General features: G+C 64.5%; 20 protein-coding genes. 5 read left to right on the top strand and 15 right to left on the bottom strand.

The features are described from left to right. Position 1: 1 nt before the first annotated feature. The 7 genes from ureG to ureC all read right to left on the bottom strand — a co-directional run bounded on the left by ureG (position 2) and on the right by ureC (position 5397). Positions 2–634: an urease accessory protein UreG gene (ureG, locus tag X728_RS143355; protein WP_023671240.1), complete on the bottom strand. Its 633-nt coding sequence runs from the start codon at positions 632–634 to the stop codon at positions 2–4. Between the two features lie 13 nt (positions 635–647). Continuing rightward, on the bottom strand, positions 648–1088 hold the full coding sequence (locus tag X728_RS143360) for a DUF3995 domain-containing protein (RefSeq protein ID WP_023832538.1): 441 nt from the start codon (positions 1086–1088) through the stop codon (positions 648–650). After that, on the bottom strand, positions 1085–1756 hold the full coding sequence (locus X728_RS143365) for an urease accessory protein UreF (RefSeq protein WP_023832537.1): 672 nt from the start codon (positions 1754–1756) through the stop codon (positions 1085–1087). The genes X728_RS143360 and X728_RS143365 overlap by 4 nt, the downstream gene beginning before the upstream one ends. Continuing rightward, positions 1749–2351 carry an urease accessory protein UreE gene (gene ureE, locus X728_RS143370; RefSeq protein ID WP_023832536.1) on the bottom strand — a complete coding sequence of 201 codons (603 nt, stop codon included), beginning with the start codon at positions 2349–2351 and terminating at the stop codon, positions 1749–1751. Before ureE ends, X728_RS143365 begins: the two co-directional genes overlap by 8 nt. Further along, complete coding sequence (locus X728_RS143375) at positions 2348–2953, bottom strand: glutathione S-transferase family protein (RefSeq protein WP_023832535.1); 606 nt, start codon at positions 2951–2953, stop codon at positions 2348–2350. The genes ureE and X728_RS143375 overlap by 4 nt, the downstream gene beginning before the upstream one ends. A gap of 42 nt (positions 2954–2995) precedes the next feature. Next, positions 2996–3589 (bottom strand): hypothetical protein, encoded by a 594-nt coding sequence (locus X728_RS143380; RefSeq protein WP_023832534.1) that lies wholly within the window; start codon positions 3587–3589, stop codon positions 2996–2998. A gap of 92 nt (positions 3590–3681) precedes the next feature. Then, positions 3682–5397 carry an urease subunit alpha gene (gene ureC / locus X728_RS143385; RefSeq protein WP_023689156.1) on the bottom strand — a complete coding sequence of 572 codons (1716 nt, stop codon included), beginning with the start codon at positions 5395–5397 and terminating at the stop codon, positions 3682–3684. A gap of 177 nt (positions 5398–5574) precedes the next feature. On the opposite strand from ureC, the gene X728_RS143390 reads away from it, so the two are divergent. Continuing rightward, positions 5575–5937, top strand: a complete 363-nt coding sequence (locus X728_RS143390) for a hypothetical protein (protein WP_023671233.1) — start codon at positions 5575–5577, stop codon at positions 5935–5937. A 123-nt stretch (positions 5938–6060) separates the two neighbouring features. Next, positions 6061–6558 carry a hypothetical protein gene (locus tag X728_RS143395; RefSeq protein WP_023689155.1) on the top strand — a complete coding sequence of 166 codons (498 nt, stop codon included), beginning with the start codon at positions 6061–6063 and terminating at the stop codon, positions 6556–6558. A 26-nt stretch (positions 6559–6584) separates the two neighbouring features. On the opposite strand, the gene X728_RS143400 is transcribed toward X728_RS143395, so the two are convergent. From X728_RS143400 to X728_RS143420, 5 genes are read right to left on the bottom strand one after another with little or no spacing between them, the layout of a single operon-like run. After that, positions 6585–6890, bottom strand: coding sequence for an urease subunit beta (locus tag X728_RS143400; protein WP_023671231.1), 306 nt, complete (start codon positions 6888–6890; stop codon positions 6585–6587). A gap of 8 nt (positions 6891–6898) precedes the next feature. Next, positions 6899–7492, bottom strand: coding sequence for a HupE/UreJ family protein (locus tag X728_RS143405; protein WP_023689154.1), 594 nt, complete (start codon positions 7490–7492; stop codon positions 6899–6901). Positions 7493–7521: 29 nt separating this feature from the next. Continuing rightward, complete coding sequence (locus tag X728_RS143410) at positions 7522–7776, bottom strand: DUF1272 domain-containing protein (protein ID WP_023671229.1); 255 nt, start codon at positions 7774–7776, stop codon at positions 7522–7524. Between the two features lie 11 nt (positions 7777–7787). Next, positions 7788–8090, bottom strand: a complete 303-nt coding sequence (locus tag X728_RS143415) for an urease subunit gamma (RefSeq protein WP_023671228.1) — start codon at positions 8088–8090, stop codon at positions 7788–7790. Between the two features lie 30 nt (positions 8091–8120). Further along, positions 8121–8963 carry an urease accessory protein UreD gene (locus X728_RS143420; protein WP_023750387.1) on the bottom strand — a complete coding sequence of 281 codons (843 nt, stop codon included), beginning with the start codon at positions 8961–8963 and terminating at the stop codon, positions 8121–8123. Positions 8964–9177: 214 nt separating this feature from the next. Between X728_RS143420 and X728_RS143425 the strand changes: the two genes are divergently transcribed. The 3 genes from X728_RS143425 (at position 9178) to X728_RS143435 (ending at position 11504) form a co-directional block, all read left to right on the top strand. Beyond that, positions 9178–9432 carry an acyl carrier protein gene (locus X728_RS143425; protein WP_023671226.1) on the top strand — a complete coding sequence of 85 codons (255 nt, stop codon included), beginning with the start codon at positions 9178–9180 and terminating at the stop codon, positions 9430–9432. A gap of 5 nt (positions 9433–9437) precedes the next feature. Further along, positions 9438–10646 (top strand): beta-ketoacyl-[acyl-carrier-protein] synthase family protein, encoded by a 1209-nt coding sequence (locus tag X728_RS143430; protein WP_023832533.1) that lies wholly within the window; start codon positions 9438–9440, stop codon positions 10644–10646. A gap of 153 nt (positions 10647–10799) precedes the next feature. Then, positions 10800–11504: a glutathione S-transferase N-terminal domain-containing protein gene (locus tag X728_RS143435; RefSeq protein ID WP_023711377.1), complete on the top strand. Its 705-nt coding sequence runs from the start codon at positions 10800–10802 to the stop codon at positions 11502–11504. A 25-nt stretch (positions 11505–11529) separates the two neighbouring features. On the opposite strand, the gene X728_RS143440 is transcribed toward X728_RS143435, so the two are convergent. From X728_RS143440 to X728_RS143450, 3 genes are all read right to left on the bottom strand, one after another. Then, on the bottom strand, positions 11530–11901 hold the full coding sequence (locus tag X728_RS143440) for a hypothetical protein (RefSeq protein WP_023832532.1): 372 nt from the start codon (positions 11899–11901) through the stop codon (positions 11530–11532). A gap of 85 nt (positions 11902–11986) precedes the next feature. After that, positions 11987–12607, bottom strand: coding sequence for a nucleoside triphosphate hydrolase (locus X728_RS143445; RefSeq protein ID WP_023832531.1), 621 nt, complete (start codon positions 12605–12607; stop codon positions 11987–11989). A gap of 270 nt (positions 12608–12877) precedes the next feature. Beyond that, positions 12878–13969 (bottom strand): hypothetical protein, encoded by a 1092-nt coding sequence (locus X728_RS143450; RefSeq protein ID WP_023832530.1) that lies wholly within the window; start codon positions 13967–13969, stop codon positions 12878–12880. Between the last annotated feature and the right edge of the window lie 329 nt (positions 13970–14298).

The raw sequence follows: 14298 nt of genomic DNA, 5'->3' as shown, positions 1-14298 counted from the left end.
ATTACGCCGCCGAGCGAGCCGACTGCAGCCCGCCATGTTCGACGATGAAGTCGATCACCTCCTGCAGGCCCTTGCCGCGCGACAGGTCGGTGAAGCCGAACGGGCGCTTGCCGCGCATGCGGGCGGCGTCGCTCTCCATGACATCGAGGTTGACGTTCACATAGGGCGCCAGATCGCTCTTGTTGATGACCAGGAAATCGGAACGGGTGATAGCCGGCCCGCCCTTCCTGGGGATTTCCTCGCCCTGGCAAACCGAGATGACATAGAGGGTCAGGTCGGCAAGGTCCGGCGAGAAGGTGGCGGCAAGATTGTCGCCGCCGGATTCGATGAAGACGATGTCGAGATCGGGGAATTTCCTGTTCAGCCCGGCGATCGCCTGCAAATTGATCGAGGCGTCCTCACGGATGGCGGTGTGCGGGCAGCCGCCGGTCTCCACGCCGACGATGCGGTCCTCAGGCAGCGCCTGCAGGCGAGCCAGCATCATGGCGTCTTCCTTGGTGTAGATGTCGTTGGTGACGACGGCGATGGAGAAATCGTCGCGCAGCGCCTTGCAGAGCTTTTCGGTGAGCGTCGTCTTGCCGGAGCCGACGGGACCGCCGATGCCGATACGCAGGGGACCATTGGCCTGAGTCATAGCAAAAAATCCGTCATGCCGAAAACTCCGTAATGCCGAGGATTGCGAAGCTGAGCCCGATCAACAGGCAGAGCGGCGAATAGAAGGTCACATCGAGCCGCGCAAAAGGCTGTTCGGGCGCCAGCCGGCGCCACCACGGCGTGAAGCCGGCAATGCCGCGGCCGAGGAAGACGAGCCCGATAAGCAGCGCTGTGGCGGCAAGGCCCTCCCTTGGAAAGGGGGTGGCGAAGACCCCTGTCAGCGCCAGCGGCCACAGGGTTGCGAGGCACAGGCACGCGGCAACGGCGAAACAGGCAAACGGCGTCGGCATCTCGTCGACGCCGCGAAAGCCGACGACGGCGTGGGCGCAGGAGACGCCGTCCCTGCCCGGCCAGATGCCGCCAAGGCCCCAATAGACATGCAGCGCGGTGATGAGCAGCAGGACGGCCGAGAGGGCGAAGGCGAGGACGATCATGAGCGGAACAGCCTGGAATACTGCGTCTCGTGCTTCATCGCCATGATGTCGGAGATGAAGGCGCAGCCGCCGAGATCGTCCAATGTCGAGCCGGCGGCGCGCGCGGCCGTCGACAGCGCCAACGGCTCGAAGCCGGCGAGCAAGGCCATGGCGTCCGTCTGGCCGACGATGCCGAGTCGGATCGCCGCCTGGACGAGGTTGGAGAAGAAGGCCTGCAGGAAGGCCGACATCGCGTCCTGAAGCGCGAAACCGTTGCCGCCGGCAGCGGCGCCGACGGCGACACAGTAGGCGCATTCGGCCGGCAGGCGGCCCAACACCGGATTCGCCCACGCCGCTGCCGCTTTCAGGAAGGCGGCGCCTTGCAGCATGGTTTCGGTGTGGCGCTCACGCGAGCCGGCCAGCGCTTCGGCGAGATCGGCAATTTCATGGAGATCGCCGCCGTCGCGGGCGCGACGCCAGGCTTCCGTGAAGAGCACGGCGTCGTTCCAGCCCGAGCCCATCTCGACCAGCGTATCCAGCCAGAAGGCGAGGCTGGCGGTATCGGCAACCAGCCCGTCTTGCCCGGCGCGTTCGAGACCATGGCTGTAGGCAAAGCCGCCGACCGGAAAGGCCGGCGACAGCCACGCCATGAGCCGCAGCAAAGCGATGCCGGATGGCTGGTCAGTCATGATCGTGATGATGCCCGTCATGGGAATGGCTGTGCGAATGCGACTCGCTGTGTGCGTGGGAACGTCCATCATGGGAATGCGCCTCGGCGTGCGCATGCGCATGGCCGTGATCGTGACCATGCGCACCTTGGGCGGAATAGGCGCCGCGCACCGGCTTGAACGGTTCGGAGACTTCGCGCACCGTGGCGCCCAGCCCTTCCAGCATAGCCTTGATGACATGGTCGCGCAAAATCAGGATGCGGCCGGGCTCGATCGCTGCCGCCAGATGGCGGTTGCCGATATGCCAGGCGAGTTCGGTCAGATGCACGGCGTGGCGGGCACGGATGTCGTAGACCTCTTCGGGTGCCGCGGTGATCTCGACCTGGCCGCCATCCTCCAGCACCAGCCGGTCGCCATCGTTCAAGGTCACGGGCTCGGGCAGGTCGACCAGCACCTTGCTGCCGTCGGCAAGCTCAATGGCGCGGCGGCGCAAATGACGCTCGTCATGGGGCAGGACGGCACGGCCGGATGGCGGCGTAGTTCCGGCAGTGCCGGCAGGCACCACCGAGACGGCGCGCGGGAACTTGGTGAAGTCGGTGTTCAGGTTGAGTTTCATCGCATGGCTCCACCGTTAGCCTGGGCTCTCGCACGGGCAGGCCGCGCCAGGACGCGGTCGAAATACGCGTTGACGCGCTCGGATTCGATCGGAAATTTTCCGGCGCGGGCCCAGCCGCCCATGTCGCCCAACAGCACGTCGACGGCGGAAAACCGGTCGCCCAGCGCAAACTCCCGATCCCCCAGCCGGCCGTCGAGCGCCTTGGCCTCCGAGGCGAAATCGTAGGCGGCGGCGGGGCCGACATCGACCCGCACGTCCTTCGGCAACAGGAAGCGGTGGCGCAGCTTGTTCCACAGCGGCGCTTCGACCTCGGACTGGGCAAAATGCATCCAGGAATCCATTTCGGCGCGTCCGGCCACACCTGGAGTGGCGCCCATGCCTTTGTCGGCGTGCTTGTCGGCGAGATAGACGCAGATTGCCGCCGAATCAGTCACCGTCAGTTCGCCATCGATCAGGATCGGCACCTTGCCCGACGGGTTGAGCGCATAGGCTTCGGGCGAACGCAATTTGACCTCGACGAATTCATAGGGCTGCCCGAGTTCCTCGAGCATCCACAGAACGCGGCTGACGCGGGATCCACGCGATCCGATGGCCTTGTACATGGTTGAACCCTCTTTCCTGCGACCCTAAACCATAGCCACTGTTCAGACGATGGTGTCGAAGAGCCGCAGGATGAACGATATCTGATAGATCAGCGTGCCGGCGACGAAGGCGGTGTGGAAGCGGCGGTCACGCACCAGTATGGCGGCGATGCACAACACCACGAAAACCGGCGTTCGGAACAGATATTCATTGCCGTAGCGGGCGAAATGCTCGGGACCCTTCAGCAGCGTGTCGACGACGTCGAGCAGATAGGTCGTCGCCAGCAGGCCGAAGAACCAGCCACGGCGTGAATAGAAGAAATCCTCGTAGCTGGTGTAGTCGAGCATCGAATCCGGAAACAGCAGCGCGCACAGCAGGAACAGCGTGATGGCGTAGAAGATCAGGAACAGGTACTTGCCGAAAGTCCAGACCTCTATGGTGTAGAGGCCGAACTCCCACCACCAGAAATGCACCAGCAGCAACAGCATGGAGGCGACCCAGCCGAGGTGCACGGGATAGAGCCTGTACTGGCCGGGATGCTGGACGATTCGCGCCACCCCCGACAGCAGGCGAGCGACGCCAAGTCCGATCACCATGCCCATGACGATGCGGATATGCGGGAAGATGTCGTGGGCGGAGGCTATTTCGGTGGCCATGACCTGCTACGCGGTTTCTTTGAGCCGCATATTGCGGCGGCACCGACCGGCTCGCAACGGAATTTGCCGGGTCGATCAAATCGCCCCTCGCCTCAAAACAGGAAATACCGCTGCGCCATCGGCAGCACGGTTGCCGGCTCGCAAGTCAAGAGTTCGCCATCGGCGCGAACCTCATAGGTTTCGGGATCGACCTCGATATGCGGCGTGGCGTCGTTGAGGATCATCGAGTGCTTGCCGATGCCGCCGCGGGTATTTTCGACCGCGACGAACTGCTTGTCGACGCCGAGCCTGCCATGCAGGCCGGACTCCAGCGCCGCCTTCGAAACGAAGGTCACCGACGAGTTGGTCCTGGCCTTGCCATAGGCGCCGAACATCGGGCGGTAGTGCATCGGCTGCGGTGTCGGGATAGAGGCGTTTGGGTCGCCCATCGGGGCTGCGGCTATCATGCCGCCGATCAGCACCATGTCGGGCTTGACGCCGAAGAAGGCTGGGTTCCACAGCACCAGATCGGCGCGCTTGCCGACCGCGATCGAACCGATGTCCCTGGAAAGGCCATGCGCGATTGCCGGGTTGATGGTGTATTTGGCGATGTAGCGGCGGACGCGGAAATTGTCGTTGTTGCCGGTCTCCTGCGGCAATGACCCGCGCTGGCGCTTCATCTTGTCGGCGGTCTGCCAGGTGCGGATCGCCACCTCGCCGACGCGGCCCATTGCCTGCGAGTCCGACGAGATGATCGAGAAGGCGCCGATGTCATGCAGAATGTCTTCCGCCGCGATGGTTTCCTTGCGGATGCGGCTTTCGGCAAAGGCGATGTCTTCGGGGATCGACGGCGACAGATGATGGCAGACCATCAGCATGTCGAGATGCTCGGCCAGCGTGTTGACGGTGTAGGGCCGGGTCGGGTTGGTCGAGGACGGGATGACGTTGGGCAGGCCGCAAACCTTGATGATGTCAGGCGCATGGCCGCCGCCGGCACCCTCGGTGTGGAAGGCGTGGATGGTGCGGCCCTTGATGGCGGCGACGGTGTTCTCGACGAAGCCGGATTCGTTCAGCGTGTCGGTGTGGATCATCACCTGCACGTCGTAATCGTCGGCAACCGACAGGCAGCAGTCGATGGCCGCCGGCGTCGTGCCCCAGTCCTCGTGCAGCTTCAGCGAGCAGGCGCCGCCCAGCACCATTTCCTCGAGCGCCGCCGGCAGCGAGGCATTGCCCTTGCCGGACAGGCCGATGTTCATCGGGAAAGCGTCGAAGGACTGGATCATGCGCGCCATGTGCCAGGGTCCCGGCGTGCAGGTGGTGGCCAGCGTGCCATGCGCCGGGCCGGTGCCGCCGCCGAGCATGGTGGTGATGCCCGACATCAGCGCTTCGTCGATCTGCTGCGGGCAGATGAAGTGGATGTGCGCGTCGAAGCCGCCGGCGGTCAGGATCTTGCCCTCGCCGGCGATGATCTCGGTACCGGGGCCGATGATGATGGTGACACCGTCCTGCGTGTCGGGATTGCCGGCCTTGCCGATCGCCGCGATGCGGCCGTCCCTGAGACCTATATCGGCCTTGAAGATGCCGGCAGTGGCATCGACCACCAGCGCGTTGGTGATGACCGTGTCGACCGCGCCGCCGGCGCGCGACACCTGGCTCTGGCCCATGCCGTCGCGGATGACCTTGCCGCCGCCGAATTTCACCTCCTCGCCATGGACGGTGAGGTCCTTTTCGACCTCGATAAACAGCTCGGTATCGGCCAGGCGCACTCTGTCGCCGACCGTCGGGCCATACATCTGCGCGTAGGCGGCGCGGGTAATTCTAGCCATCAGTCAATGCTCCCCAAACGAGAGTCCGGCCGCAGCCGAACTCCACATCGTCGCCATCCAATGGTCATGCAATGACCCGCTCGGCGACACCTTCTGATCCCATTTGGCCGTTGAGGTGGCCGTGCCACCCCAAACCGCCCGTTTGCCAAACCCTTGGCCAAATCGATGAAAGGAAAATACATGCGCAAAATCATCGTTCTTGCAGCCGCCGCCACGCTGGCCTCCGCAACCGTAGCCGGCGCCCAGCAACAGCCCACGCCGCAACCGAAGCCGGCGGCGCCCAGCGCTCAGCCGGCGGCGCCGGCGATCCAGAAGGTCAACATCGTCGATATCAGCGAATTGCCCAAGGCCACCCAGACGCAGGTCAATCAGGTGATCGCCCAGCGTGGCGATGCCGGGCTCCAGAAACTGCGCTCTTCGATCGACGCGACGCCGCAGATCAAGTCGGCGCTCGAAGCCAAGGGGCTCACCTCGGCACAGGTGGTCGCCGCCAGCATGACCACCGATGGCGCGCTGACCCTTGTCACCAAGAAGGCAAGCTGAAAGAAGCGCTTGGCGGGCCGGCACCCGGCCCGCCAGCCCACAGGGAACCTTCGCCCGACAGGAGGCGTTTCGTTCCTTTGGCGCCGAACGGCGTTGCACAGAAAAGTCCACCAGGAGCGAGCAATGCCTGTCTTTGCCGACACCAGATGGCTCCAGAGCCTTGCTGCCTGCACATTTCTCGCAGCTTTCGGCCCGCAAGCCGCGCAAGGTCTTGAAAGCGCTGACGCCGTCAACCGGGCCGACACCGTCAACAGGATCGTCGGCTCCGATGTCCGGCAGGAGGAGGCGCGGACGGAACCACAGACCAACAAGATCATCACCGCGATCGAGCGGACGCGTGAGAACATCGGCGCCGTGCGCAAGACGTCCAAGCTCGATACTGTGGATATCGTCTTCCTCACCGACGCGGCGCGCAGCGAAGGCGGCCCGCCGCCGGCGGTCGAGAGCAAGGTCGAACAGCATCAGGATGACATTGCGGAACTGCGCAAGGAGATCGACGCCAACGCCTTGCTGTTCAACGCCATCGATTCGCGGCGCGTGCTTACGGAAGACGTCCTTGCGGTGGAATTCGACGGCTCGGCAAGAATCGTCATCTACGCGGCGGCCAGGCCGTCGAACTGACCTCAGGGCGCCCGACCCCGTCGATCTCACAGCCTGCCCATGATCTTCTGCTGAAAACCGTAGACCTCGCGTTTTCCTCCGAACGGCACCAGCGTGACGTCCCGCTCTTGTCCCGGTTCGAAGCGCATCGCGGTGCCGGCGGCAATGTCCAGACGCATGCCGCGCGCTTTGTCGCGATCGAATTTCAACCCCTCATTGGTCTCGAAGAAATGGTAGTGGCTGCCGACCTGGATCGGCCGGTCGCCGCTGTTGGCCACCTTCAGCGTCACCGTCGGCAGCCCCTTGTTGAGCTCGATGTCGCCGCTTGCCGTGATGATTTCGCCGGGAATCATCGTTAGCCTCACAAAACGCCGAAGACCAGGCCGACGGCGACTGCAGCACAAGCGGCGCCAGCGGCGCGGGCAAGCCCGCGAAAGCGCATGCCGAGGCCAAGGCCGGCAGCGATGCCCATGGCATGGAGAAGTGCGGTGGCAACGGCAAAGCCGGCCATATAGTCAAGTCCACCGGCATTTTCCGGCACTTCGGTGCCGTGGGCATGGCCATGGAACAGCGCGAACAGGCCGATGATGGCGACTCCGGCCGAGACCGGCAGATCGACCGCCAACGCCACCAGCAAGCCAAGCGCGACGACGGAGGCAAGGATGCCCGGTTCGACGAAAGGCACCGGCACGTGGAGCATGCCGAGCGCGCCGCCGACCAGCATGACGCCGACAAAGGCCAGCGGCCAGGCCCAGATTGCCTTGCCGCCCTTGAGCGCCGCCCACAGGCCGACGGCTACCATGACGGTCATATGGTCGAGGCCGGACAGCGGATGCGCGAAGCCCGCCGCGAAGGACGAGGTCGTGCCGATGCCGACATGGGCATAGGCGGGCATCGCCGCCGCCAGCAGCAGGATCGCTGCAAGCGTGGTGCGTTTGGTTGAAGCAGAGATCATCGGTCTTCCCTTCGAAGTCACGAAAATAATCACGCAGCCTTGCGCGGGCCGCAGCCCTCGGCCTTGAGCACGCGTTGGGTCGAGGCCGGATATTTCACCAGTTTCTCCACTGGGCGGATCGGGCGTGCGGAAAAATTGCCGCCGCAGTTCGGGCAGACGCCGCCCAGCACATGTTCAGCGCAGTCAGCGCAGAAGGTGCATTCAAAGGTGCAGATCAGCGCGTCCGCCGCTTCCGGCGGCAGGTCCTTGTCGCAGCATTCGCAATTCGGTCGCAGCTCCAGCATCGTTTTTCTCCTCACCTGATCGGTTCGTGAACGGTCACCAGCTTGGTGCCGTCGGGAAAGGTCGCCTCGACCTGCACGTCGTGGATCATCTCGGCGATGCCTTCCATCACCTGCGCGCGGGTGATGACATGGGCGCCGGCCTCCATCAGTTCGGCGACCGGGCGGCCGTCGCGGGCGCCCTCGACGACGAAATCGGTGATCAGCGCGATCGCTTCGGGGTGATTGAGCTTGACGCCGCGTTCCAGCCGCTTGCGCGCCACGATCGCCGCCATGGCGATGAGCAGCTTGTCCTTTTCACGCGGCGTCAGGTTCATGCGCTTTCCTGGATTTGGCCTGGATTTGGCTCAGAGTGACCATAATTTGGGCAGACCCGCCCGCCCGTTGAGCAGTTCGACGAGCGGAACCAGCCGCTTGCGCAGCTGGTAGCCGTCCTCGGCAAACAGCCTCGCAAGAAGCTTGCCAGATTTTTTGACGCTCCAGGCGCTGGCATCGCCGTCGGCGCCGATGATGTCGCGGGCCGCATCGAGCAAGCCTTCGGCCTGCGGCGAAACCATCAGCAGCGTCGCAGCGGCAATGGCGCCGCCGGCGACCGCCGGGCGGCCAAGTGCCGCCGCGATAGCCGGCCCGATGCGGGAATCCTCGGCATGAACGAGCGCACCATCCTGGCGGACACGCCAACGGTCGTGGAAATGGCCGTGCGCGGCCTCTTCGCCCATCGCGAGGCGGCCGAATATGGTGGCTTCAAGCAGCAATGCCTCGGCGCCTGCGGCAAGCTCGACCTCGAGCGTGCGGGCAAAGGCCGAGCGGTCGAAGACGATGGTTTCCTGGGGCAGCCAGGCGATACGCCCGCCCGCGCCGACGCTGAGCTTCACCCGAACTTCGGCGCAGTCGCTAGCGGCACGATAGATCTTTTCGCAGGCCTGGGTGGTTATCGAGGCGGAGGCACCTGGCCCGACATCGATTTCCCAGCCGAGCCGATCGCCGCCGGTCAGACCGCCGGCGGTGTTGATGAGCACGGCTTCGAGCGGATCGGCCGCAACGGCCGGCATGCGGATTTTGGCCGAGCCGTCCTGATAGAGGCGCAAAAGCCGGGTGCGTCCATCCCTGACGCCGCACGCAAGCCGGGCCGCCCCGGCCGCGCGCTGGGCCGGAAGAGCTGAGATCAAGACATGCTGCAACGTATCCACGGCGCTAACGTTAAGCACTCCCGGCGCTTTGTCGATATGGTGCTTGTTGATATAGCTTGTTGCTTGACAGCGTTTCCGTTTCTATAGAGGGAGCCTCTTTGGAACGGTCATGCTGCGCCTGGCGGGTTTTTGAAGGCGACGGCGATTTCAGTCCAGGCAACAGGGGCGCCAACCAATCGGCACCGCGACGTTATAAAATTGGGGAAGGAATCGAATGGCTGACGAGCTGGCAACGGAAATCATCGCCAAGATCAGGGCACATGCGGAGCCCGGTGGCGAAGAGATCACCACCAATACGGAATTGACCGCGCTTGGCATCCATTCCCTGGAACTGACCGAGATCATCTTCGATCTCGAGGAGCAGTACGGCATCGAGATCGAGATGAACACGGTCGATGCCTGGAGCAATCTCAAGAATGTCGGCGATATGGTTGAGGCTGTTCGCGCGCTGATTGCGAAAAAAGCCTGAGCTGAATGCAAAAGCGCGTCGTCATTACCGGCATCGGCGGCATATGCGGGCTCGGCGCCAATGCGCCTGCAATCTGGAACGAAATGCGGGCCGGCCGATCGGCCATCGGTCAAATCAGCAATCCCGGTTTGCATGATTTGAAGGTCAAGGTCGGCTGCGAAATCAAGACGCTGCCCGACCATGGCATCAGCCACAAGCAGACCGTGTCGATGGACCGCTTCAGCCTTTTGGCGACGATTGCCGCGCGCGAAGCCATGCAGCATGCCGGCCTGACATCGAATGAAGCAACCACCTACCGGATGGGCGCGGTTGTCGGCGTCGGCGTCTGCGGCTGGGAGGCGATCGAGGAGAACTACCGCGCCATCCTGGTCGACGGCAAGAACCGGGCCGGCATCTTCACCGTGCCAAAAGTGATGCCGAGTGCGGCGTCCGGCCATGTCAGTATGAATCTCGGCCTGCGCGGGCCGGTGTTCGGCGTCACTTCGGCCTGCTCCTCGTCCAATCACGCCTTTGCCTCGGCGGTCGACCAGATCCGGCTCGGCCGCGCCGATGTCATGGTCGCCGGCGGCACCGACGCGCCGCTGCTCTGGGGCATCCTGAAAGGCTGGGAAGCCCTGCGGGTGCTGGCGCCCGATACCTGCCGGCCGTTCTCAGCCGATCGCCAGGGCCTGTCGCTCGGCGAAGGTGCTGGAATGGCGGTGCTGGAAACCTATGAACACGCCATGGCGCGAGGCGCTACCATTCTGGCCGAATTTGCCGGAGCCGGCCTTTCCGCCGACGCTTCCGATATCGTCGCGCCGACTGTCGAGGGACCGACGGCGGCGATGCGCGCCTGCCTGGCGGACGCCGGGCTCAATCCCGAGGACGTCGACTATCTCAACGCCCACGGCACCGGCACCAAGGCCAACGACCAGATCGAGACGGCGGCAATCAAGCGCGTCTTCGGCGACCATGCCTTTAAGCTGTCGGTGTCGTCGACCAAGTCGATGCATGCCCATTGCCTCGGCGCCTCGGGCGGCCTGGAAATGATCGCCTGCGTGATGGCGATCCGCGAAGGCATCGTGCCGCCGACGGCCAATTTCCGGCAGGCCGACCCCGACTGCGATCTCGACATCACGCCGAATGTGGCGCGCGAGCGCAAGGTGCGCGCGGCGATCAGCAACGGTTTTGCCTTCGGCGGCACCAATGCCGTGGTGGCGTTCAAGGCGGTCTGACGGCAAGCGACTGACCCTGAGCGACTGGCCCTGAATGACTGCGAAGACGGTGTGTGCACCGTCGGCCGGTTGATCGGCAAAGACGCCGAGGATAATCCTTCGCAACACGCCAGATGGCGCGATACCGCGCCAAATTCCCGACCGGAGCTTTCGATGACCGACCTGTCCGCCTTTCCGATCACCAAGCGCTGGCCGGCCAGCCACCCCGACCGCCTGCAGCTCTATTCCGCGACGACGCCGAATGGCGTGAAAGTCTCGATCGCGCTGGAAGAACTCGGCCTGCCCTACGAGGCGCATCTGGTGGATATCGGCAAGGACCAGAGCTGGACGCAGGAATTCCTGTCGCTGAACCCGAACGGCAAGATACCCGCGATCATCGACCCCGACGGGCCGGGCGGCAAGCCGCTCGGCCTGTTCGAATCCGGCGCCATCCTGCTTTACCTCACCGACAAGACCGGCAAGCTGATCCCGGTCGATCCCGCGCGGCGCTACGAGACCATCCAATGGGTGTTCTTCCAGATGGCGGCGATCGGACCGATTTTCGGACAGGTCGGGTTTTTCAATAAATTCGCCGGGCGCGAGATCGCCGACAAGCGGCCGCTGGATCGCTACCGCAATGAATCGCGGCGGCTGATCGGGGTGCTGGAGACGCGGCTGAAGGGTCGAACCTGGATCATGGACGACGACTATACGATCGCCGACATTTCGATGCTGGGCTGGGTGCGCAATCTGATCGGCTTCTACGAGGCGCGCGAACTCGTCGGCTTCGACGACTTCCCCACCGTCGCGGCATGGCTGGAGCGCGGGCTGGCGCGGCCCGCGGTGCAACGCGGCCTGACCATCCCCGCCAGGAATTGACCTCGGCCGGCCGAAGCAACCAGGTCTATTTCGCCTTGGCCTTGCTTTTCGAGCCGCCCTTGCCGATGACGGACGCAGCGAGCGACGCGGCGCCCCTGGCTGTCGCCGCCACCGCACCAGCGGCGACATTGGCGGTCGCCTTGACCGTGCGCATGGCCCCGCCGGCCACCGAGCCGCGGCTTGCCGGCTTCTTGGGTTTGGCGGTTTTCGCCGCCACCTTCGCCGTCGCGACCGGTTCTACCTTCTTTGGCGCCGCTTTGCCGAAAGCCGGCTTTGCGTCCTTGGACCGCTCGGCGATCGCCGGGCCGGCGCCTGCCTTGGCCTGCGTGGCCTTTGCCTGCCTGGCTTTGGGTTGAGCGGTCTTGCTCTTGGCGGGTGTTTTTGCCTTGGTTGCCATCTGACGGTTCCCTCACGGCGGCACGATTGCCGATGAGGGATAACGGCCTGAAAGTCTTAAGGTTCCCGTTCCGAAGTCCAGCGAACTATGCGGGATCGCCAACAACCAGGTCGGCGGACCTGCGACGGCCGAGCACGCGATCGATGTTGGGCATGTCGTTGGAAGCGATCCAGGCGCGGGCGTCTTCGTCGGAGCGGCCATGCTCGTGCCAGCGCACCAGAAGGCGGCGCTCGAGTTCGGCCCGCGGCACATCGACAAAGATGGTGAAGTCGAACAGCGGCGCCAGCCGCGACCACGGCTCCTCGTCGAGCAGGAGGTAATTGCCCTCAACCAGGATGAACTTGGTCTCGGCGGCAACGATGGAGGCGGCGGCGCGCGACAATTCCATGCTGCGGTCGAACACCGGAATGGCGATGTCTGGCTCGCCCGAACGGATGCGCTTCAACAGCGTCTCGAAGCCGGCGAAGTCGAAAGTCTCCGGCGCGCCCTTTCTTGACCGCAGGCCGCGCTGGTCGAGCACGATGTCGTCATAGTGGAAGCCGTCCATCGGCACGACTTCAGCCGCGCCATCCGGCAGCAGATCATGCAGGCCGGCCGAGAGCGTCGACTTGCCGGCGCCGGGCGGGCCGGCAATGGCGACGATGAAGCGTTTCGCCTTGCCGGCGCGCTTGAAGATGGTGGCGGCGAGATGGGCGATTTCGGACATTGGGCGCTTCCAGTTATGCTTCAGCATCTTGTCGGCAGTTTGAGGAAATTTCAAACCGCGATTTGGGCAATCTCACGACATCCGCCACGTCAGCGCCGCCCCTCGTCGCCCTGCCGGTGTCCAGCCGATAGATGGGTAACACTTCTCCCCCTATGCGTCCGCCGCAGCGCCAAGCAGATTGGTTGGCGCGGCGGTGCGGCGGACAAGCTCCATGTGCCGTGTGTCGAGGATGCCGGCAGGCAGGTGAGGGGCAGGGCCAGCGTTCGAAAATCAGCCGGGCTGGCCGATCCGCAGGAAATCGCTGTCGAACCTGACATCGCGGGTCGAACCATCGGCTCCGGTGAGACGCATGTGACCTGAGGCTGTCCCGATAGCGCGCGGCGGCTCGCCGTTTGCCTGCGGCAGCGCGCCGATGACATGGCGGAAGGAGACTTCGCCGCCGAGGGTAAAAGCGGTCGCGACCCCTTCGCGCTTCAGCCAATTGTCGTCGATCGATGCGGCATGGCCGATGGCGGCGCGGCCGTCCTCGATGCCGAGCACGCCGCGATGGCGGCTGCTCCACGGCGCGTAGTCGCGGCCGCCATTGCTGAACCACAGCATGGTGACCGGAAGCTCCGCCGGGTTCTTCAGCACCAGCACCAGATCCAGTTCGGCCCGGCGCGCCAGCGCCGTCCAGCCCGGACCGTCATGATCGGCTTCGACCAGGGTGATGAAATCCTCGCGCTCATCCTCCATGCGGTAGTCGGTGAGATCGAGCGTGCCGCCGCCAGTGGCTGGAAAGCGCGTCAGATCGGTCGAGCGGGCGGGATAGGAAAGCTTGAAGCGGCCGCGGGCCGGATCGGGCTCCAGCGGTGCGTCCAGTGTCCCGGCAAAGCGCTTCGGCGAAAAGGCCAGCCGGCCGCCATCGCGCATCGCCGCCATCGGATGGTGGGCGGCGGAGACAGCGCCGGAACCGCCGGAAAAGACATGCTCCTGATAGAGGAAGGGATGACTGTTGCGGAGCGTGAAGATCTTGTCGACCGTCGCGCCCATCACCGTGCGGCGCAACCGGAAGACGGCCCGCCAGCCGTCGGATGTCGCTTCGCTGGCGGTGACATCCCAGGCGCTGTTGGCCGGCCAGCCATGCAGCGGGGCGGCCTCGATGTCGCTGGCCGAAAACGGTGCGCATAGAAAATCGCCAGACAGCCGCACCGTGCCTTGAGGCAGATCCGGCGGCAGCGTCTCGCCGGCATCGATCCAGGGCGCGCGGTGCAGCGGCTTCAGCTGGCGGCCATCGCTGTCGACCGTCATGTCGGCGATATGGCCGACAGTGAGATCGAGCGTGACCGAAATGCCCTTTGCCTTGATCGTGACCGTATCCATCCGCGCACCTGCTGATTCTGATGGCAGCGAACAAACCCGCTCCGCGAGGGATGCGCAAGCACAGCGACCGGCATTTTGCATCAGGGCGATTTTTACCCTCCCCCTTGTGGGGAGGGTCGGCGAGCGCTCGGAGCGAAGCGGAGATCGTTCGACGGGGTGGGGGTAGCGCCCTACGAGGCCCCCCACCCCGATCCGCTACGCGGATCGGGTAGTGTGCTGAGAGTTCTGCAAATTCGCTGAGAGAGGGCGGTCATGGCAGGCTGGTGATGTTCAACGTCACCGATTCCCTGGAAGGAACGCCACCATGACCAAGACAGAAGGTAAATCGG

Source organism: Mesorhizobium sp. L103C119B0 (assembly GCF_000502235.1).
Lineage (GTDB): Bacteria > Pseudomonadota > Alphaproteobacteria > Rhizobiales > Rhizobiaceae > Mesorhizobium.
The sequence above is the reverse complement of the archived record's forward strand: the minus strand, read 5'-3'. Positions and strand labels throughout refer to the sequence as shown.

What these genes read in the sequence shown, in the direction of transcription:
- X728_RS143445 (WP_023832531.1), bottom strand. Translation starts at nt 12,607, where the DNA reads ATGTCCGAAATCGCCCATCTCGCCGCCACCATCTTCAAGCGCGCCGGC.
- X728_RS143440 (WP_023832532.1), bottom strand. Translation starts at nt 11,901, where the DNA reads ATGGCAACCAAGGCAAAAACACCCGCCAAGAGCAAGACCGCTCAACCC.
- X728_RS143380 (WP_023832534.1), bottom strand. Translation starts at nt 3,589, where the DNA reads ATGGCCACCGAAATAGCCTCCGCCCACGACATCTTCCCGCATATCCGC.
- X728_RS143430 (WP_023832533.1), top strand. Translation starts at nt 9,438, where the DNA reads ATGCAAAAGCGCGTCGTCATTACCGGCATCGGCGGCATATGCGGGCTC.
- X728_RS143435 (WP_023711377.1), top strand. Translation starts at nt 10,800, where the DNA reads ATGACCGACCTGTCCGCCTTTCCGATCACCAAGCGCTGGCCGGCCAGC.
- X728_RS143410 (WP_023671229.1), bottom strand. Translation starts at nt 7,776, where the DNA reads ATGCTGGAGCTGCGACCGAATTGCGAATGCTGCGACAAGGACCTGCCG.
- X728_RS143400 (WP_023671231.1), bottom strand. Translation starts at nt 6,890, where the DNA reads ATGATTCCCGGCGAAATCATCACGGCAAGCGGCGACATCGAGCTCAAC.
- X728_RS143405 (WP_023689154.1), bottom strand. Translation starts at nt 7,492, where the DNA reads ATGATCTCTGCTTCAACCAAACGCACCACGCTTGCAGCGATCCTGCTG.
- X728_RS143390 (WP_023671233.1), top strand. Translation starts at nt 5,575, where the DNA reads ATGCGCAAAATCATCGTTCTTGCAGCCGCCGCCACGCTGGCCTCCGCA.
- ureE (WP_023832536.1), bottom strand. Translation starts at nt 2,351, where the DNA reads ATGAAACTCAACCTGAACACCGACTTCACCAAGTTCCCGCGCGCCGTC.
- X728_RS143450 (WP_023832530.1), bottom strand. Translation starts at nt 13,969, where the DNA reads ATGGATACGGTCACGATCAAGGCAAAGGGCATTTCGGTCACGCTCGAT.
- X728_RS143375 (WP_023832535.1), bottom strand. Translation starts at nt 2,953, where the DNA reads ATGTACAAGGCCATCGGATCGCGTGGATCCCGCGTCAGCCGCGTTCTG.
- ureG (WP_023671240.1), bottom strand. Translation starts at nt 634, where the DNA reads ATGACTCAGGCCAATGGTCCCCTGCGTATCGGCATCGGCGGTCCCGTC.
- X728_RS143365 (WP_023832537.1), bottom strand. Translation starts at nt 1,756, where the DNA reads ATGACTGACCAGCCATCCGGCATCGCTTTGCTGCGGCTCATGGCGTGG.
- X728_RS143360 (WP_023832538.1), bottom strand. Translation starts at nt 1,088, where the DNA reads ATGATCGTCCTCGCCTTCGCCCTCTCGGCCGTCCTGCTGCTCATCACC.
- X728_RS143415 (WP_023671228.1), bottom strand. Translation starts at nt 8,090, where the DNA reads ATGAACCTGACGCCGCGTGAAAAGGACAAGCTGCTCATCGCCATGGCG.
- X728_RS143425 (WP_023671226.1), top strand. Translation starts at nt 9,178, where the DNA reads ATGGCTGACGAGCTGGCAACGGAAATCATCGCCAAGATCAGGGCACAT.
- X728_RS143395 (WP_023689155.1), top strand. Translation starts at nt 6,061, where the DNA reads ATGCCTGTCTTTGCCGACACCAGATGGCTCCAGAGCCTTGCTGCCTGC.